This is a genomic window from Streptomyces sp. WM4235 (assembly GCF_001279725.1).
Taxonomy (GTDB): domain Bacteria; phylum Actinomycetota; class Actinomycetes; order Streptomycetales; family Streptomycetaceae; genus Streptomyces.
On record NZ_LGDE01000148.1, the window covers coordinates 66,525 to 84,375 of the forward strand.

Below are 17,851 nucleotides of genomic sequence, written 5' to 3' on the forward strand. Positions count from 1 at the left end.
CGCCCTTCCACGGCCCACGGTCCCTCGGACGGGTGACGCTGTTTCCCCCAACGGGACAATTTCAAGCCTGTCGGGCGGGTGAGTCGGGTATCAGGACCCGCCACCGTGCTCCCGGCCGCGCCGGCCCGCCCGGTGGGCGATCCCCGACGCCCCGAGCGTCCGGTGCGCCGCGGGCTCACTCCGCTCCGCCGTCCTCGCTTCCCTTGCCGTGCACCCGGGCCACCCAGTCCGCGGGTTTGGCGATCTCCGCCTTGGTCGGCAGCGTGTTCGGGGAGGTCCACACCCGGTTGAAGCCGTCCATGCCGACCTGGCCGACGACCGCCCGGACGAACCGTTCGCCGTCGCGGTACTGGCGGAGCTTGGCGTCCAGGCCCAGCAGCTTGCGCAGGGTGGCGTCGAGTCGGCCGGCCCCGCTGGCCCGGCGCTGTTGGAACTTCTCCCGGATCTCGGCGACCGAGGGCACCACGTCGGGGCCGACCCCGTCCATGACGAAGTCGGCGTGGCCTTCCAGCAGGGACATGACGGCGGTGAGTCGGCCCAGTACCTCCCGCTGTTCGGGGGTCTGTACCAGCTCGACCAGCGAGCGGCCCTCATCGCCGCCTTCGGCGTCGGGTCGGGCGCCCGCGAAGGACTGCGCGGCTTCGCGCAGCCGTTCCAGGACGGTCATCGGGTCCATCTCGGTGGCACCGAGGAACGTCTGGATTTCGCCCTCCAGGTGGGCGCGGAGCCACGGGACGGCCGTGAACTGCGTACGGTGCGTCTCCTCGTGCAGGCAGACCCACAGTCGGAAGTCGTGCGGGTCGACCTCCAGCTCGCGTTCCACGTGCACGATGTTGGGCGCGACGAGCAGCAGTCGGCCGCCGCCGGCGGCGGAGCCCGGCAGGTCGAGGCCCGCCGGCGCGAAGGTCTCGTACTGGCCGAGCACCCGGGAGGCCAGGAAGCTGAGCAGCATGCCCAGCTCGACGCCGGTGACCTTGCCGCCGAACGCGCCGAGCACGGAGCCGCCGGGGGTTCCCTCGCGGCGCTCCTGCATCTTGCCGAGCAGGGGTCCGAGCAGTTCGCGGAAGCCGGCGACGTTGGCCTTGACCCAGCCGACCCGGTCGACGACCAGGACGGGGGTGTCGTGCACCTCGGCGCCGTCGGGCAGCATCCGGGTGAAGTCGCGCACGTGCCGTTCCGAGGTCTTGGCGTGCCGGCGGAGTTCCGCCACCACCGCCCGGGCCTCGTCGCGGCTGACTTCCGGACCCGGCCGGACCAGCCGGGTCGCGGTCGCCACCGCGAGGTTCCAGTCGACCATCTCCACACCACCGATGCTCGTCATGCGTCAACCGTACGTGGACCGGCGCCGCGGCGGATCCCCCCGAGGGGCGCGGTCACGGCCCGGATGTGCCCGCCACGGTGGCGGCCAGCTTGTCGAGCCCCTTCTCGGCGGCGGCGGGGTCGGGGCTGTTCGCCGTCAGGAACGCGAAGGCGAGCAACCGTCCGGACGGGTCCACGACGGTGCCGGCGAGGGCGTTGACGCCGCTCAGCGTGCCGGTCTTGGCGCGGACCAGGCCGGCGGCCGGGGAGTTCCCGGCGTTGCGGGCGCGCAGGGTTCCGGAGAACCCGGCGACGGGCAGGCCGGTGAGGACCGACCGCAGCTCGGGTCGCTCGGGGTCGGCGGACTTGGCGAGGAGGGCGGTGAGCTGTGCGGTGGTGACCCGGTCGGCGCGGGCCAGGCCGCTGCCGTCGGCGAAGCGGGCGCCGGTGACGTCGACGCCGAGGGCGGCGAGCCGGGCGGAGACGGCCTTCTCGCCGCCTTCGAAGCTCGCGGGTTGTCCGGAGGCGATGGCGGTCTGGCGGGCCAGGGCCTCGGCGATGTCGTTGTCGCTGTTGGTCAGCATCCGTTCGACGAGGCCGCCGAGGGGGGTGGAGAGGGTGGTGGCGAGCGGCTTGGCCCCGGCGGGGGCCTTGGCTTCGGCGGGTTCGCCGGTGATCTTGATGCCGCGTTCGCCGAGGAGGGTGGCGAAGGCGCGGGCGGTGTCGCCTGTGGGGTCCTCGGTGCGGTCGACGGGTCCGGAGACGGAGTCGTCGGGGCGGCCCTCGTCGGCCATGAGGGCGGTGACGGGGGCGATGTTGTCGTTGACGCCGATGGGGTGGCGGGTGGCACCGCTGTAGAGCGAGCCGTCGTGGCCGAGGGTGACGGTGGTCGTCCCGGCCGCCTTGAGGGCGCGGGCCGTGTCGGCGGCGAGGGCGACGAGGCTGCCGCCGGAGCCGGCCGGTGCCTTCTTCTTGGCGGTGAGGGAGGGGTCGCCGCCGCCGACGAGCACGATCTGCCCTGGTCCGGGGCCGGGGACGACGGTGGTGCGGATCCGGTGTTCGGGGCCGAGGGCGGCCAGGGCGGCGGCGGCCGTGGCGATCTTGACCGTGGAGGCGGGGGTCATGGCCTCGCGCGCGCGGGATTCGAAGAGGACCTGGCCGGTGGCGGTGTCCACCACGGCGGCCGACCGGAGGTCGCCGAGCCCGCGGTCGGCCAGCAGCGGTTCCAGGGCCTCGGGCAGTCCGGGGCCGCCCGCGGTCACCTGTCGGGGCGTCCGGCCGATCCCGGCCAGTACCCCGGGTGCGCTCGGCGCGGCCTGCGGGAGGCCGCCGGCGGCGTGATCTGCGCCACCCGTACGGCTCCAGGAGGCGGCCCTGTCCCGCTCGGCCTTACGCTGGCCGGAGTCCCACGGACCGGCGGCGGCCACCGTCGCCAGCGAGAGGGCGAGGCCGGCCGCGGCCGACCCCGCGATGAGCTGCCACGTCTTGTCCAATGGCACCTCGGACCAGCCCCTTTCGCGATCACACTTATGCGTGAGGGACACTTAACCACTGCGTCTTGCCGCGAGCATGGCACCCCACCCGGCAGGGCTGGATCGGACGCGCACGCAGGTGAGTCAACGCAGTCCCGAAGCAATGAAGCTGATCATGGAGGAGCAGGACGTGGAGTTCGACGTCACCATCGAGATCCCCAAGGGTTCGCGGAACAAGTACGAGGTGGACCACGAGACCGGCCGGATCCGTCTGGACCGTCGCCTCTTCACCTCGACCAGCTACCCGGCCGACTACGGCTTCGTCGAGAACACCCTCGGCGAGGACGGCGACCCGCTGGACGCCCTGGTCATCCTGGACGAGCCGACCTTCCCGGGTTGCCTGATCAAGTGCCGCGCGATCGGCATGTTCCGCATGACGGACGAGGCCGGCGGCGACGACAAGCTGCTGTGCGTCCCCGCCTCGGACCCGCGCGTCGAGCACCTGCGCGACATCCACCACGTGTCGGAGTTCGACCGCCTGGAGATCCAGCACTTCTTCGAGGTCTACAAGGACCTGGAGCCCGGCAAGTCCGTCGAGGGCGCCAACTGGGTGGGTCGCACCGAGGCCGAGGCCGAGATCGAGGCCTCGTACAAGCGCCTTGAGGCCCAGGGCGGCCACCACTGAGCTTCGGCTCGGTGACGGGTGGTCGGGACGTCCCGGCACCCCGATGACATCGCGGGCGGCATCCCCTTTCGGAGGGGGTGCCGCCCGCTGTCGTTCCCCCGCCCGGGCGGGGTGCGGGCGGGAAAGTCGGGCAGGCGGGGTCGGGGCGCGGCTTGGCGCTTTCGCCGTGGACGGGCGCGTTCCGCATACTGATGATCAGGCCGGCGGACGGGCCGGCCGATGGACTGGAGGACGGGTGGCGGAGGGCGAGGGCGTCGGTTTCGAGGACCGGAAGCCGAAATCCGACGAGGCACGCAGTGCGTTCACGGCACCCGCCGGGATACACGCGGAGGCGCCGGAGGACGATCAGCCGACCTCGGAGTTCGCCGTTCCGGACGGTTTGGCGTCGGTGGCCGCGGAACCGGAGGGGTCGGCGTTCGCCACGCCGCACACGTACACGGCCGCGCAGTCCCCGCCGGCGTACACGCCCGGCCAGGGCTTCCCCGTGGTGCGGATGAAGGAGTCCCCCTGGCAGGACCGGATGCGCACGATGCTGCGCATGCCGGTGGACGTGCGGCCCGTGCCGGAGGCCGTGCAGCGGGTGAGCGAGTCCGGGCCCGCCGTGGGCCGCGTGCTCGACCTCACGCTGCGCATCGGCGAGCTGCTGCTTGCCGGCGGCGAGGGGGCGGAGGACGTGGAGGCGGCGATGTTCGCCGTGGCCCGCAGTTACGGCCTGGACCGCTGCGAGCCCACCGTCACGTTCACCATGTTGTCCGTGACGCACCAGCCCTCGCTGGTGGACGATCCGGTCTCGGCGAACCGGACGGTGCGCCGGCGCGGTACCGACTACAACCGGCTGGCGGCCGTCTTCCGGTTGGTGGACGACATCAGCGCCCACGAGATGGACGTCTCGTTGGAGGAGGCCTACCGCCGCCTCGCCGAGATCCGCCGCAACAGGCACCCGTACCCCGGGTGGATGCTCACCGCGTCCGCCGGGCTGCTCGCCGGGGCGGCCTCCACCCTGGTCGGCGGTGGGGTGCTGGTCTTCCTGGCCGCCGCGATCGGGGCGGTCCTGGGCGACCGGCTGGCCTGGCTGTGCGCGGGGCGCGGACTGCCGGAGTTCTACCAGTTCGTGGTCGCCGCGATGCCGCCCGCCGCGATAGGGGTGGCGCTGAAGCTGGCCGAGATCGACGTCAAGGCCTCGGCGGTGATCACCGGTGGGCTGTTCGCGCTGCTGCCGGGGCGGGCCCTGGTCGCGGCCGTGCAGGACGGTCTGACCGGCTACTACATCACGGCGTCGGCCCGACTGCTGGAGGTCATGTACCTCTTCATCGGCATCATCATGGGCGTGCTGGTCGTGCTGTACATCGGGCTCCAGCTCGACGCGCAGCCGAACCCCGACGAGGTCCTCCAGATCACCCAGCGGCCGTTGATCCAGATCGCCGCGTCGATGGTGCTGGTGTTCACGTTCGCGGTCCTGCTCCAGCAGGAACGTTCCACTGTGCTGATCGTGACGCTGAACGGCGCCGTCGCCTGGATCACCTTCGGGGCCCTGCACTACGCGGGCGAGATCCCGCCCGTGCCGTCCACGGCCATCGCGGCCGGGCTGGTCGGCCTGTTCGGGCAGCTCTTCTCCCGCTACCGCTTCGCCTCCGCCCTGCCCTACACGACGGCGGCGATCGGCCCGCTGCTGCCGGGCTCGGCCACGTACTACGGACTGCTGCTGATCGCCGAGAACCGGTTCAACGAGGGGCTCGGGTCGCTGGTGAACGCCGCGGCCATCGCCCTGGCCATCGCGATCGGCGTCAACCTCGGGTCGGAGGCCTCGCGGCTCTTCATGCGCATCCCGGGGGCCGCGAGCGCCGCCAACCGCCGGGCCGCGAAGCGCACGCGCGGGTTCTAGAACGCTCCCCCTGCGACCTCCCCTACGACGAACGCCCCGCGGACCGGAAGGGTCGGGCGGGGCGTTCGTCGTAGGGGAGGGCCGTGTGCGCGGCCCTGTGAGGCCGTGTGCGGGTCCGGGGAGGGTCCGCACGGGGTTGGCTAGCGCTTCGCGTGCCGGCCGCGCCCACCGGGGGGCTGCGGGTCGTCCTGGGCGCCGTCGCCGGGCCGGGCGGCGCTCTCGCCGGCCTTCGCCTTGTTCTTGCGGGCCTTGAGCACTTCGAAGATCACCGGGATGACGGAGATCAGCACGATGCCGATGAAGATCGTCTCGACGTTGTCCTTGATGACGTCGAACTGGCCGAGCTGATAGCCGAGGCAGGTGACGCCCGCACCCCAGGCGATGCCGCCGATGACGTTGTAGGTCAGGAAGGTGCGGTACTTCATCGCGCCGGCGCCCGCGACCATCGGCGCGAAGGTGCGGATGATCGGCACGAAGCGGGCCAGCACGATCGCCTTGGGGCCGTGCTTCTCCATGAAGTCGTGCGCGGCGTCGAGATTCTCCCGCTTGAACACCTTGCTGTTCGGGCGGTTGAAGAGCTTCGGACCGAAGTACTTGCCGATCAGGTAGCCCACCTGGTCACCGATGATCGCCGCGGCCACGATCAGGGTGCACACGAGCCACAGCGGCTGGCTGATGTCGCCGCTCGCGACGAACAGGCCCGCGGTGAAGAGCAGGGAGTCGCCGGGCAGGAACGCGAAGAGGCCGGATTCCGCGAAGACGATGACCAGGATGCCGATCAGGCCGAAATGCCCGATCAGGTACTCCGGGGACAGCCACTCAGGGCCGAGCGCAAGCGTGTACACGAGTTCCGGGATCTCCTGGATCGGGGGGTGTGTGCGGGGACACGAGGCAGGACGGGTGGTTCCAATTATGAACGCACACGGTCCCCGCCAGGTTCCAGGTACCTGCGGGGACCGGGCGGGGAACTTCTGCCCGTGCCCCGGCTACGCCTTCCGGATGGCGTTGGCGGTGATCGCGTCCCGCAGGTGCTCGGCGAGACCCGCCCGCATCGAGTCGTAGAACTCCTTGAACCGCTCGTCGGAGACGTACATGTCGCCGAGACAGGTGTGGAGCTCGTACCCGCAGTCGTAGAACCACGTGCCGATGTGCTGCCGGTGCTCCTCGGCCATGTCCATGGCGCGCTCGCCGTCGGCCGGCTCGCCGGCGTCCATCAGGGCCGAGTAGCGGACGCCCCAGTCCGCCACCTGGTCCTGCATCAGCTTCCAGTCGTCCTTCGTGTAGCCGGCGGCCCGGCGCCGCGACTCCGCGTAGGTCTCGGTGTCCCCCCAGCGCTCGCGCGCCTCCTGCTCGTACCGCTCGGGATCCTTGTCCCCGAACACCTCGAACCGTTCCTCGGGCGTGAGGTCGATGCCCATCTTCTTCGCCTCCATGGCGTGCTCGACGGCCTTGGCCATCTGCTGGAGCCGGGCGATCCGGTCGGTCAGGAGGGCGTGCTGGCGGCGCAGGTGCTCCCTCGGGTCCGATTCCGGATCGTCCAGCAATACGGCGACCTCGTCGAGCGGGAAGCCGAGCTCCCGGTAGAACAGGATGCGCTGCAACCGGTCGAGGTCGGCGTCGTCGTACCGCCGGTGCCCCGCGTGGTTGCGGCCGCTCGGGGAGAGCAGCCCGATCTCGTCGTAGTGGTGCAGGGTGCGCACCGTGACTCCGGCGAACCCGGCGACCTGGCCCACGGAATGGCCCATCGTTCCCGCTCCTCTGGTCGAGTACGCCCCTCACTGTGGTCCCTCACGCGGCGTGAGGTGCAAGCCCGCGCGCCGCGTCAGCCGCGGTCGCGGGTCTCGCCGCTCTCCATGGCCACCAGCTCGAAGGCGGTCCTGCCGTCCAGGGACTCGCGGACGATGTCGGCGTGGCCCGCGTGCCGGGCGTGCTCCTCCACGAGGTGCATCAGCAACCAGCGCATCGAGACCCGGCCCTCCTTGGGGAACCAGGGCGCCTCGGGCAGCGGGAAGGTGTCGTCCAGGCTCGGCACCGCACGGACGAACTCCTCCAGTTCGGCGGCGACGCCGTCCCAGAAGGCCGACATCGCGGCGACGGACTCGCCCTCGACGAGGCGGAAACCGTCGCCCCAGGTCTGCTCGGTGCGCTGCTTCTCGTTCGGCTTCCGCTGGGCCATCCGCAACCAGTTCAGTTCCGTCTCCGCGACGTGCTTGAGCAGCCCCGACAGGGACAGCTCGCTCGCGCTGGGACGACTCGCGGCCTGTTCCTCGGTCAGGCCGAGGAGGGAGCGGCGCAGGGCGCCGCGCTGGGCCTCCACGAAGGAGAGCAGCGCGCCGCGCTCGTCGCCGTGGGCCTCTGCGGGGACGTGGGTGACCATGGAACCGACCGCCTTCGTTTCGTGCGCTTGTGCTGACGAGAGACACGTTACGAAGGGTTGCGGACAGCTTCTGTCCGCGATGGGTCGGCGTCGGGCACCGGTTCCTCCCGATGCCCGCGCAGGTGCCGTGCCGCCTAGCGGGCTTCCGGCTTGATCGCCGGGAGCTCCGTGCGGGGCTTGGGCAGGAGGGCCTTGGACAGGTCCTGCTTGCCGGCGTCGTCGAGGCCGTACATGGCCTCGTAGATGTTGCGGACCGCCGGGCCCGAGGCCCCGGAGCCGGTGCCGCCCTGCGAGATCGTCATCACGATCGAGTAGTCGGCGGTGTACGAGGCGAACCACGAGGTGGTCTGCTTGCCCTGGACCTCGGCGGTACCGGTCTTCGCGTGCATCGGGATCTGCTTCTGCGGCCAGCCGCCGAAGCGCCAGGCGGCGCTGCCGTCGGTGACCACGGAGGCCAGGGCCTGGTCGATGTTGTCCCGGAGCTTCCCGTCCATGGGGAGGCGGCCCAGTTCCTTGGGCGCGATCTCCCGGGCCGAGGTGCCGTCGGGGCTGATGACGGCCTTGCCGACGGCGGGCTGGTGCAGGGTCCCGCCGTTGGCGATGGCCGCGTAGACGGAGGCCATCTGGAGCGGGGTGACGAGGGTGTCGCCCTGACCGATGGAGTAGTTGATCGCGTCGCCCTCGCGGAGCTGGTTGCCCTGGCGGCAGTTCTCGTAGGCGATCCGCTCGCCGTAGGTGCCGTCCTTCTTGCCGTCCCGGCACCAGGCGGCCTTGCTCGCCTCGAAGAAGTCCTTCTTCCACTGCCGGTCGGGGACCCGGCCGGGCACCTCGCTGGGCAGGTCGATGCCGGTGCGCTTGCCCAGGCCGAACTCGTGGGCCGTCTTGAAGAACCAGTCCTCGGGGTTCTTCTTGGGCTTGATGCCGCCGTCCTTCTTCCACTCGCGGTCCGCGATGCCGTAGTAGACGGTGTCGCAGGAGACTTCGAGGGCCTTGCCGATGGTGATGTCCCCGTAGCCCTGGGACTCGAAGTTGGTGAAGGTCTGGTTGCCCACCGAGTAGGAGCTGGGGCAGGGGTAGCGGCCGTTGAACGGGTAGCCGGCGTTCACGGCGGCCGTGGAGGTGACCACCTTGAAGATGGAGCCGGGGGCGGCCTGGCCCTGGATGGCCCGGTTCAGCAGCGGGTAGTTGGAGCCCTTCTCGGTGAGGGCCTTGTAGTCCTTGGCCGAGATCCCGCCGACCCAGGCGTTGGGGTCGTAGGTCGGGTTGGAGGCCATCGCGACGATCCGGCCGGTCTTGGACTCCATGACGACGACGGCGCCGGAGTCGGCCTCGTAGTTGCGGTGCGTGTTCTTGTCGTAGCCCTTGCGGGCCTCGATCATCGCGCCGTTCAGTTCCCGCTCCGCGACGGCCTGCACCCGCGAGTCGATCGAGGTGACGACGTTCGATCCGGGCTGCGGCTTCACGCTCTCGGCCTGACCGATGACCCGGCCGAGGTTGTCCACCTCGTAGTGGGTCACGCCGGCCTTGCCGCGCAGGTCCTTGTCGTACGTGCGCTCCAGGCCGGAGCGGCCCACCTGGTCGGAGCGCAGGTAGGGGGAGTCCGAGTTCTTGGCCTTGGTGATCTCCTCGTCGGTGACCGGCGAGAGGTAGCCCAGCACCTGTGAGGTGTTGGCCTGGTCGGGGGCGGCGTAGCGGCGCAGGGCGGTGGGTTCGGCGGTGATGCCGGGGAACTGCTCGGCGTGCTCGCGTATCTCCAGGACCTGCTCGGTGGTCGCCTCGTCGGTGATGGGGATCGGCTGGTACGGGGAACCGTTCCAGCAGGGCTTGGGGGTCTTGGCGTCGCACAGTCGGACGCTGTCGGTGACCTCGGCGGCGTCGAGGCCGAGGACCCCGGCGAGACGGGTCAGGACGTCCTTGCCGCGGTCCTTCATCTTCGACAGGTCGGTGCGGCTGGCGGAGACCACCATGCGGGTCTCGTTGTCGGCCAGCGGGACCCCTCGGGAGTCGAGGATGGAACCGCGCACGGCGGGCTGGACCACCTGCTGGGTGTGGTTGTTCTTCGCCTCGTCCGTGTATTCCTGGCCGTTGCGGATCTGGAGGTACCAGAGGCGCCCGCCGAGCGTCAGCAGCAGCGAGAAGACCACTATCTGGATGATCACGAGGCGGTTCTGGACCCGCTGGGTCCGCCCGGTCTCCGGAATGTTGGTCAACTCGGCTCTCCCCGGGACGTGCGCGCCTGCAGCTTGCCCGGCCGAGTCTAAGAGGAGCCCCGCCTAGAACGGGAACTGCGTCCGTCCGTGCTGCACCGAGATCCACTTCTGGGTGGTGAAGGCCTCCACCGTGGCCTCGCCGTTCAGCCGGCCCAGACCCGAGGCCTTCTCGCCGCCGAAGGCCGCCAGCGGCTCGTCGCCGATGGTGGAGTCGTTGACGTGGATCATCCCGGTCTCGATCCGCTGCGCGAAGCGGACCCCGCGTTCCACGTCGCGCGTGTGCACCGCTCCGCTGAGCCCGTACGGGGTCGCGTTCGTGAGCCGGACCGCTTCGTCCTCGCCGTCGAAGACCATCAGCAGCGCGACCGGGCCGAAGATCTCCTGGGCCGGCAGCGGGGAGTCCTCGGGGAGGCCGGCCAGCACGGTCGGTTCGACGAGGTTGCCGCGCGTAGACCCTCGTACGAGCGCCTGCGCGCCGGACTCGACGGCGCGGTCCACGAGCGCGGTGAGGGCGTCGGCCTGGAAGGAGTTGATCAGCGGGCCGATGTGGGTGTCGGCCTCGCGCGGGTCACCGGTCTTCAGGCCGCGCACCCGCGCGGTGAACTTCGCGGTGAACTCCTCGGCGACCGAGGCGTCGACGAGGATGCGGTTGGCGGCCATGCAGACCTGGCCCTGGTACACGAACCGGCTGAAGACGGCCGCGTCCACCGCGTAGTCGAGATCGGCGTCGTCGAGGACGACCAGCGCGCTGTTGCCGCTGAGTTCCAGGACGGTCCGCTTGAAGTGGCGGGCGGCGACCGCGCCGACGTGGCGTCCGACCCGGTCCGAGCCGGCGAAGGAGATCACCTTCGGGACGGGGTGGGTGAGGATCGCGTCGCCTATCTCGGCGATGTCGGTGACCAGGACGTTGAGGAGGCCGGCCGGGAGGCCCGCGTCCTCGAAGATCTTGGCGATGACCCCGCCGCCGATCACGGGCGCGTTCTGGTTCGGCTTGATCAGGACGGCGTTGCCGAGGGCCAGGGCCGGGGCGACGGACTTGAGCGTGACCAGGAAGGGGAAGTTGAAGGGGCTGATGACCGCGACGACGCCGACGGGGAGCCGCTGGACGCGGTTCTCCTTGCCCGCGACCAGGGAGGGCAGCACGCGGCCCTCGGGGCGGACGGCGAGTTGGATCGCCTCGCGGATGAACTCCATCGCGAGGTCGACCTCGTACTCGGCCTTGGGACGCGTCCCGCCGAGCTCGTCGATCATCGCCTCGACGATTTCCTTGCGGCGCTCCTCGGTGATCCGCAGGGCCCGCTCCAGGACGGCGCGTCTCGCGTAGGGGCTGGTGGTGGCCCATTCCTTCTGGGCGCGCTCGGCGGCGCGGTAGGCCTGGTCCACCTGCTCGACGGTGGCCACGGTGATGGCCGCGAGCTTCTCCCCGTTGTACGGGTTGACGTCGATGATGTCCCACGAACCGGTGCCGGCCAGCCATTCGCCGTCGATGTACTGGTGAGCCAGGTCGTCGAATATGGACATGCCATCCCTTACTGCGAGCGCGCACCCGTGCGCTGCACCGGAGACCGATCGGTCATCGCCATGCACTGATCAGACGTCATAGTACGTGCGGATCAAGACAGTTGGAGCAGTCCGCGCAGGAGATCGCGGGTCCGGTCCGCGTCGGGGCAGTCCTCCTGGAGCCGCTCCATGGCCCGCGTGTACTGACCCACTTCCTCTTCTTTGTCCAGGTAGAGGGCACTGGTGAGCTGTTCCAGATACACGATGTCCTGGAGATCGGACTCCGGGAATCGCAGCAGGGTGAAGGCTCCGCTCTCGCCCGCGTGCCCGCCGAAGGAGAAGGGCATGACCTGAAGTTGCACGTTGGGCCGCTGCGAGACCTCGATGAGGTGTTCCAACTGCCCGCGCATCACGTCGCGGTCGCCGTAGGGGCGGCGCAACGCGGCCTCGTCGAGGACGGCGTGGAAGACCGGGGCGCTCTCCGACACGAGGACCTTCTGACGCTCCAGGCGCAGGGCGACGCGGCGGTCGATCTCGCCGGCCGTGGCTCCGGGCATGCCGCGCTTGACGACGGCGTGCGCGTAGGCCTCGGTCTGTAGCAGTCCGTGGACGAACTGGACCTCGTAGATGCGGATGAGCGAGGCGGCGCCCTCCAGTCCGACGTACGTCTGGAACCACCCCGGCAGCACGTCGCCGTAGCTGTGCCACCAACCCGCGGCGTTGGCCTCGCGGACCAGTCCCAGGAGGGACTCCCGCTCCGCGCCGTCGGTCACTCCGTAGAGCGTCAGGAGGTCTTCGACGTCTCTTGCCTTGAAGCTCACCCTTCCCAACTCCAAGCGGCTGATCTTCGATTCGGATGCGCGGATCGAGTAGCCGGCCGCCTCACGGGTGATGCCGCGGGATTCTCGGAGTCGCCTGAGTTGTGAGCCCAGGAGGATGCGGCGCACCACGGAACCGCCGGCGTCTGCGGTCACTAGTCCTGCCCTCCCCATCGCAATGGTGTGCGCGTGGTCTGCGCGGTGTGTCGCGTCCCGGGGCCCCCGAACCCCAGGGCCCGCAGTCTGCCACCAAAACGCTATGACCCGTACTCGTTCTGTAACGGAATCCGGCGTCCCGGAAAAGAAGTCCGTAAGTATGCGTAGGAAGAAATGAGCAAGAACCGTCACGGGAGGGGACAGGTCCGGCGCGTGCACGTGCATCTGCCCTTGCATCCGGCTTCGGCATTCGGAACGATGGTCCCGCGCACCTGCGTTCTTCTTCGCGCAGGAGCCGGACCGACCCACCCCGCAGTTCTTTCTGGACGACAGCCGCCGCTCCGTCCGCGAATCCCGGGAGTGCCTCGCATGGGGACGAATGGATCGACCATGCTCGAGCCGTTACGGCAGGGGCTGCCCCCGGTCGACCCCACGGCTGTCTCCGGGTCCGCCTCCTGTGCCCTGCCCGCCCGCTTCGAGGCCGTGCGCGGGGCCCGTTCGTTCACCCGGTCGACGCTGTCCCAGTGGGGCCTCGACGACCGGTTCGACGATGTCTCCCTCGTCGTCTCCGAGCTCGTCACCAACGCGCTGCGCCATGCCCTGCCCGACGAGGACAGGGCGGGACGCCCGGGTTCGGACGTGCCGGAGCCGCCGGTTCGGCTGCACCTGATGCGCTGGAGCACCCGATTGGTGTGCGCCGTGCGGGACCCCAGCGAGGACCGGCCGGGCGGGGCGTTCTCGCCGGAGCGGACCGAGGAGAACTTCGACCTGGAGTCCGGGCGTGGGCTGTTCCTGGTGGACTCGTACAGCGACAGCTGGGGTTGGCACCCGCTCGCCGGGCGCCTGACGGGCAAGGTCGTCTGGGCGCTCTTCATGCTCCAGGACTGACCCGCGCTCAGCCGCGTTCGCTCGCGTTCGCCGGCGGGGCGATTCGGCGCATGAACGGCAACCGGCCGGGATTGATCCTTTCGATCAGTCCCGGCCAGTGCACGTGCATGGCTTGATCATTGCGCTGTTCCGATCAGGCGATCAGGTGGTCGAACTCGCCGTCCTTGACGCCCAGGAGCAGCGCCTCTATCTCCGCCGGCGTGTAGACCAGAGCCGGACCGTCCGGGAATCGCGAATTGCGCATGGCGACATCGCCGCCCGGCAGTCTCGCGAACTCGACACAGGAACCTTGCGAGTTGCTGTGTCTGCTCTTCTGCCAGGTCAGCCCGTACAAGGAAGCGAGTTCTGCAGCTGCCATCCCGTTGTACGCGTGGTCCACAGGAAGCCCCCGATAGTGCAGATGTCAACTGCACCGGATCATAGCTGTGTTCATAAGCAGCTGCATGGGCAGATGCACGTGCACGGAGGGTGCTGTGGTCGTCACCGGACCCCCCGTCACTTTCGTCACGGGAGCGACCCTCGAATTCGCCGTGGGAGCGCCCCCCGCATTCTCCCGGGAGGGACCGGCGCATTCGCGCGGGGGGCCTCCCTCCGGCCGTCGGTGACCGGGAAGGCAACGGCGGTGGGCCCGCGTCGGTGCACGGGGAGGCGGGCGCGGTGGACCCGCGCCCTCAGGTCCGCAGCGCCTCGGACACCTCGTCCAGCGCCTCCAGGAGCTGCACACCGGCCGCGCGCAGAACACCCGGGTCCCGGGCGCCCCACACCGGCGCACCCTCCTCCGACACGAGCGCGCGCACGCGCTCCCAGCCCGGCACACCCCGCTCCCGTACCGCCTTCGCCCCCGCCTCGCTGTCGGCACGCACCGCCTCGGCCAGGGCCGCCGCACCGGGCACCGGCGCCTGGGAGCGGTCCGGCAGGTGGGCCTCCAACAGCATCGCGTTGCGCCCGAAGGCGGCCACCGCCTCGCCCGCGCCGTCGGCCGCCGCACGGGACAGGCCGCGGTGGCGCACCGGTTCCCCGGCCGCCCGGTCCACGGCGTCCTGCCAGTCGATCCGGGCGTCCCGGGCGGCCAGCAGGGCGGTGCGCACGTCGGCCCGCCGGGCGTCGGCCGGGGCCGCGTAGTGCCCGAGCACGGCCGCCGCGTACCGTCCGTCGGCCGCGATCCAGTCGGCGAGGCGGGTCCGCAGCCTCGGGGTCTCCCAGGCCGGGTAGAGGGCGTAGGCGAGCATCGCGAGGAGTCCGCCGACCAGGGTGAGCGCGACCCGGTCGGGCACGGTCTGGTCCCAGCGGACACCGCCCATGCCGAGCAGGAACACGACGTACGCGGAGACGCAGACCTGCGAGACGGCGTAGCCGGTGCGCATCAGGACGTACATGAGGCCCGCGCTGACCACCGCGAGGAACCCGGACAGGTACATCCCCGGCTGCGCGAGCTGCACGATGCCGGTGGCGACGGCGACCCCGACGAGGGTTCCGGTGAAGCGGGCCACGGCCCGCGCGTACGTCTGGCTGAAGTCCGGCCGCATGATCATGACGGAGGCCATCGGAGCCCAGTAGCCGTGCCCGAACGGCAGGACCTGCCCGATGAGGTAGCCCGCGCAGGCCACGACGGTGACGCGCACGGCGTGCCGCAGGATCGGCGAGTCCGGGTGCAGTTCGGCCCGTACGGACCTCAGGACCGTCGGCACCAGCGCGGTGAGGGTCGGCCGCAGCATCGACTCGTCGGGGGCGACGAGCCGGCCGGAGCGGGGCTCGGCGGTCTCCAGCACGTCGTCCAGCAGCGCGGCGAGCCGGCGCGCGGCCCGCTGCGGCGCGCCGGTGAGGAGGTCCGCCGTGTCGGGGGACTTCAGCACGGCCAGGGCCGGCGCGGGCAGGCGTACCGGGTCCCCGTGCCGGATCGCCCGCGCGGCGGCGTCCAGCACCGTGCCGGCGGCGTCCAGCAGTTCCCGTACCCGGTCCCGCGCCGGGCCCTCGGCCGGCGCCCCGACGGCCGGGTCGGCGAGGGAGGCCAGGACGGGCCGGACCCGTTCGGCGAGCCCCCGCGCCCCGTGCAGTTCGGCGGGCCGGCGGCGGGCCTGACGCGCGGTCACGGTGGCGGCGTCCCGGGCCCGCATCAGGGGTTGCGGGTCGAAGGCGCAGACGGGGTCGTGGCGCAGCCGGCGGGCGTAGTCGGCCTCGGCGGCGAGGGCGTCGGCCAGGGCGTCGCGCTGGGCGCCCCAGCGACGGATCGGGAACAGCACGATCAGCAGGGCCTGCACCACCCCGCCGGCGGCGATCATCGCGGCGTGCCCGGCGGCCTGCGCGACGGAGGTCGGCAGGGTCACGGTGACGAGCATGACCGCGACGTTGCCGGAGGCGATGATCCCGGCGGTGGGACCGGCCGCCCAGAGCAGGCCCGCCGCGAAGGTCCAGACGGCGAGCAGGGCGAGGAACAGGCCCGTGTGCGAGGAGCCGATGAGGTAACCGACGAAGGTGGAGACGGCCAGGGTCAGCCCGGAGGCGAGGGCGAGGACGGGGCGGGGGCGCCAGCTCTTCTGGAAGGTGGCGATGGCGGCCATGAAGGCGCCGAAGGCGGAGCTGGCGGCCGCTCCTGGCCCCAGGAAGGCGAGCCCGAAGCCGATCACGATCGCGAGGCCGATGGCGGCGCGAAGGGCGACGAGCGGTTCGAGGCGGGTGCGTTCGACCTTCATGCCGGTCCGGGCGGTGTGCTTCAGCGCCCGGAGCCAGCTCATGGGGTCGAGCCTAGAGCCCTTTCAGGACTTCTTCAGATTTGTACAGGTATGGCACATGGCTGTTCCATAAGGCGGATCATCACAACCGGCACGACCCTCACGACCGTCACACTCCTCACGACCCTCACACTCCTCACGACCGCCACGACCCTCACGACCCTCACGACCGCGATCGTCCGAAAGGTGGGTACTTCATGCTCCGCAACGCCCTTGAGCCCTGGCACCTGATCGTGCTGCTCGTCGTCTGCCTGCTGGTGTTCGGATCGAAGAAGCTGCCCGACATGGCCCGCTCGCTGGGCCGGTCCATGCGGATCCTGAAGTCGGAGACGCGGGCATTGCGCGCGGAGGACTCCCCCGCGCCGGGCCCGACGCCCCCGACGGGGCACTGAGGCGGGGCGGCTGGGCGGGGCTGGGGGGTGTCAGGGCGAAACGGGCAGGGCGGCGAGGCTCACCCCCGCAGGGAGCGGCGCTCGCCGCCGCCCACTCTTGCCCGGTCGGCGGCCGCCGTGCCGTCCTCCCATCCCGCCAGGTCGGTGGCACCGCGCAGCCGGGTCGTGGTCGTACGGGGGAACATCTCCTCGGCCCGGGAGGTGACCGCCACGTCGCGGGCCACCAGGGCGGGCAGGTTGTCGGGGGCCTCGGAGGCGGTGTGCTCGGCCGTCTCTGCCAGCCGCTGACCCAGCCGGCTCGCGTACGCCAACAGGAACGACTGCCGGAACGTCTTGGTTCGCTTGCGTCCGCCGGAGCGCTGCGCCGCCTCCGCCCGGGTCATCGCCGCCGTCCCCTGCACCAGCAGCGAGGTGTAGAGCAGTTCCACCGCCTCCAGGTCGCTCTCGAAGCCGACCACCGTGGAGAACTCGAAGCCGCTGTTCCACACCGCCCGACAGCGGTTCGCGGTGGAGACCGCGTCCAGCAGTACCGCCTTGGCCTCCTCGTACGGGGGTTCCACCCCGATCCGGCAGGCGCCGGGCCGCCGGTCCGGTCCGGCGCCGCGCGCGGCCAGCAGGGCCTCGTCCACCGTGTGCCGGGCCATCAGCTCCTGGGCCTTCGCGCTGAGCGCCTTGGCCTCCTCGGGAAAGTTCGTCGCCTCGGCCTTCGCCAGCAGCGCGCGGATCCGCCCCAGCATGCGCGGCTCGATGTGGGTGTGCTCCAGGGCGTCCGCCGGGTCGCCGGGAAGCGGCCCGACGGGCTCGATGGAGGGCAGCCGGATCAACAGCCGGAACACCTCCAGGACGGAGGTCGCCAGGGAGAACCGGTCCGTCCGCTCCCGCGCCGCGAGGGCGTCTCCGTACCCGGTGTCGTCCCCCCACCACACCTCGGCGTCGGTCCACCGCTCGGGCAGGCGCGCGTACCGCCGCGCCTCGGCGGCGACCAGGTCCCCCGTGATCCGCACGTGCGTCTCGTCGAGGTCCCGGCGCACCAGTCGCACCACGTCGGCCGGCCGCCAGCCCCGCTCCCAGGCCTGCCGTACGTACCCCTCCCCGCGTGCCAGCAGCTCCCGCGCGGCCCCGCTCCAGCGGGCCGTGTCGGCGGCGAGCAGCGAGGCTCCGGTGTCCAGGCCACTGTCGCCTTCGGCGTACAGGGCGGCTTCGCAGGCACGGTCGACGATGTCTCTCACCGCTCCAGCTTGGCACGGCCCACCGGGGCCACCGCCGCGCAGGTCGGACAGGGGTGCGGGACCCCTGTCACACCCCGGTGGGACACTCGCGGACATGACCGACCGCACCCCCCGCTGGGCCCTCGCCGAGGACGGAGACGGCTGGTGGCACGCCGCCCCCATCGCGCCCGGCGGCGGTGGCGATGGCGGTGGTGGCGGTGGCGGTGGTGGCGGT

14 protein-coding genes and 1 pseudogene are annotated in these 17,851 nt (G+C 71.2%); 4 read left to right on the forward strand and 11 right to left on the reverse strand.

From position 1 onward, the window contains the following. Positions 1 to 175: 175 nt before the first annotated feature. A complete protein-coding gene (locus ADK55_RS13690; RefSeq protein WP_053678475.1) occupies positions 176 to 1,321 on the reverse strand; it encodes a zinc-dependent metalloprotease in 1,146 nt (381 codons plus the stop codon). Positions 1,322 to 1,373: 52 nt separating this feature from the next. Then, positions 1,374 to 2,798, reverse strand: a complete 1,425-nt coding sequence (gene dacB / locus ADK55_RS13695; RefSeq protein WP_053678477.1) for a D-alanyl-D-alanine carboxypeptidase/D-alanyl-D-alanine-endopeptidase — start codon at positions 2,796 to 2,798, stop codon at positions 1,374 to 1,376. Positions 2,799 to 2,961: 163 nt separating this feature from the next. Here dacB and ADK55_RS13700 point away from each other — a divergent pair, with 163 nt between their 5' ends. Together ADK55_RS13700 and ADK55_RS13705 are read left to right on the forward strand one after the other, a co-directional pair. Next, the gene (locus ADK55_RS13700; protein ID WP_008742522.1) at positions 2,962 to 3,456 is read left to right on the forward strand and encodes an inorganic diphosphatase; all 495 of its coding nucleotides are present in this window, start codon (positions 2,962 to 2,964) and stop codon (positions 3,454 to 3,456) included. A 235-nt stretch (positions 3,457 to 3,691) separates the two neighbouring features. Beyond that, the gene (locus ADK55_RS13705; protein WP_053678479.1) at positions 3,692 to 5,338 is read left to right on the forward strand and encodes a threonine/serine ThrE exporter family protein; all 1,647 of its coding nucleotides are present in this window, start codon (positions 3,692 to 3,694) and stop codon (positions 5,336 to 5,338) included. A 140-nt stretch (positions 5,339 to 5,478) separates the two neighbouring features. On the opposite strand, the gene ADK55_RS13710 is transcribed toward ADK55_RS13705, so the two are convergent. The 6 genes and pseudogenes from ADK55_RS13710 to ADK55_RS13735 form a co-directional block, all read right to left on the reverse strand. Continuing rightward, positions 5,479 to 6,183, reverse strand: coding sequence for a DedA family protein (locus ADK55_RS13710; RefSeq protein ID WP_053678481.1), 705 nt, complete (start codon positions 6,181 to 6,183; stop codon positions 5,479 to 5,481). 141 nt (positions 6,184 to 6,324) lie between these two features. After that, a complete protein-coding gene (locus ADK55_RS13715; protein WP_053678483.1) occupies positions 6,325 to 7,083 on the reverse strand; it encodes a MerR family transcriptional regulator in 759 nt (252 codons plus the stop codon). Positions 7,084 to 7,160: 77 nt separating this feature from the next. Further along, the gene (locus ADK55_RS13720) at positions 7,161 to 7,715 is read right to left on the reverse strand and encodes a DinB family protein (RefSeq protein ID WP_053678485.1); all 555 of its coding nucleotides are present in this window, start codon (positions 7,713 to 7,715) and stop codon (positions 7,161 to 7,163) included. 143 nt (positions 7,716 to 7,858) lie between these two features. Continuing rightward, positions 7,859 to 9,925: pseudogene (gene mrdA / locus ADK55_RS13725) on the reverse strand (penicillin-binding protein 2); the annotation flags it as partial. Positions 9,926 to 9,988: 63 nt separating this feature from the next. Further along, positions 9,989 to 11,446 (reverse strand): aldehyde dehydrogenase family protein, encoded by a 1,458-nt coding sequence (locus tag ADK55_RS13730; protein ID WP_053678487.1) that lies wholly within the window; start codon positions 11,444 to 11,446, stop codon positions 9,989 to 9,991. A 92-nt stretch (positions 11,447 to 11,538) separates the two neighbouring features. Beyond that, complete coding sequence (locus ADK55_RS13735) at positions 11,539 to 12,417, reverse strand: helix-turn-helix domain-containing protein (protein WP_053678488.1); 879 nt, start codon at positions 12,415 to 12,417, stop codon at positions 11,539 to 11,541. Positions 12,418 to 12,768: 351 nt separating this feature from the next. Between ADK55_RS13735 and ADK55_RS13740 the strand changes: the two genes are divergently transcribed. Further along, the gene (locus ADK55_RS13740; protein ID WP_078998889.1) at positions 12,769 to 13,287 is read left to right on the forward strand and encodes an ATP-binding protein; all 519 of its coding nucleotides are present in this window, start codon (positions 12,769 to 12,771) and stop codon (positions 13,285 to 13,287) included. Between the two features lie 133 nt (positions 13,288 to 13,420). On the opposite strand, the gene ADK55_RS13745 is transcribed toward ADK55_RS13740, so the two are convergent. Together ADK55_RS13745 and ADK55_RS13750 are read right to left on the reverse strand one after the other, a co-directional pair. Continuing rightward, positions 13,421 to 13,666, reverse strand: coding sequence for a DUF397 domain-containing protein (locus tag ADK55_RS13745; RefSeq protein WP_053678492.1), 246 nt, complete (start codon positions 13,664 to 13,666; stop codon positions 13,421 to 13,423). A 292-nt stretch (positions 13,667 to 13,958) separates the two neighbouring features. After that, entirely contained in the window at positions 13,959 to 16,019 is a 2,061-nt protein-coding gene (locus tag ADK55_RS13750) for an FUSC family protein (RefSeq protein WP_053678494.1), read from the reverse strand. A 194-nt stretch (positions 16,020 to 16,213) separates the two neighbouring features. On the opposite strand from ADK55_RS13750, the gene tatA reads away from it, so the two are divergent. Next, the gene (gene tatA, locus ADK55_RS13755; protein ID WP_053678496.1) at positions 16,214 to 16,408 is read left to right on the forward strand and encodes a Sec-independent protein translocase subunit TatA; all 195 of its coding nucleotides are present in this window, start codon (positions 16,214 to 16,216) and stop codon (positions 16,406 to 16,408) included. A gap of 59 nt (positions 16,409 to 16,467) precedes the next feature. Here the strand turns inward: tatA and ADK55_RS13760 are convergent, their stop codons facing one another. Continuing rightward, positions 16,468 to 17,637, reverse strand: a complete 1,170-nt coding sequence (locus tag ADK55_RS13760; RefSeq protein ID WP_053678498.1) for a DUF2786 domain-containing protein — start codon at positions 17,635 to 17,637, stop codon at positions 16,468 to 16,470. Positions 17,638 to 17,851: the final 214 nt, after the last annotated feature.

Excerpts from the sequence above, each read along its gene's own strand:
- ADK55_RS13690 (WP_053678475.1), bottom strand. The coding sequence starts at position 1,321 with ATGACGAGCATCGGTGGTGTGGAGATGGTCGACTGGAACCTCGCGGTG.
- ADK55_RS13715 (WP_053678483.1), bottom strand. The coding sequence starts at position 7,083 with ATGGGCCATTCCGTGGGCCAGGTCGCCGGGTTCGCCGGAGTCACGGTG.
- ADK55_RS13720 (WP_053678485.1), bottom strand. The coding sequence starts at position 7,715 with ATGGTCACCCACGTCCCCGCAGAGGCCCACGGCGACGAGCGCGGCGCG.
- ADK55_RS13730 (WP_053678487.1), bottom strand. The coding sequence starts at position 11,446 with ATGTCCATATTCGACGACCTGGCTCACCAGTACATCGACGGCGAATGG.
- ADK55_RS13735 (WP_053678488.1), bottom strand. The coding sequence starts at position 12,417 with ATGGGGAGGGCAGGACTAGTGACCGCAGACGCCGGCGGTTCCGTGGTG.
- ADK55_RS13740 (WP_078998889.1), top strand. The coding sequence starts at position 12,769 with ATGGGGACGAATGGATCGACCATGCTCGAGCCGTTACGGCAGGGGCTG.
- ADK55_RS13750 (WP_053678494.1), bottom strand. The coding sequence starts at position 16,019 with ATGAGCTGGCTCCGGGCGCTGAAGCACACCGCCCGGACCGGCATGAAG.
- tatA (WP_053678496.1), top strand. The coding sequence starts at position 16,214 with ATGCTCCGCAACGCCCTTGAGCCCTGGCACCTGATCGTGCTGCTCGTC.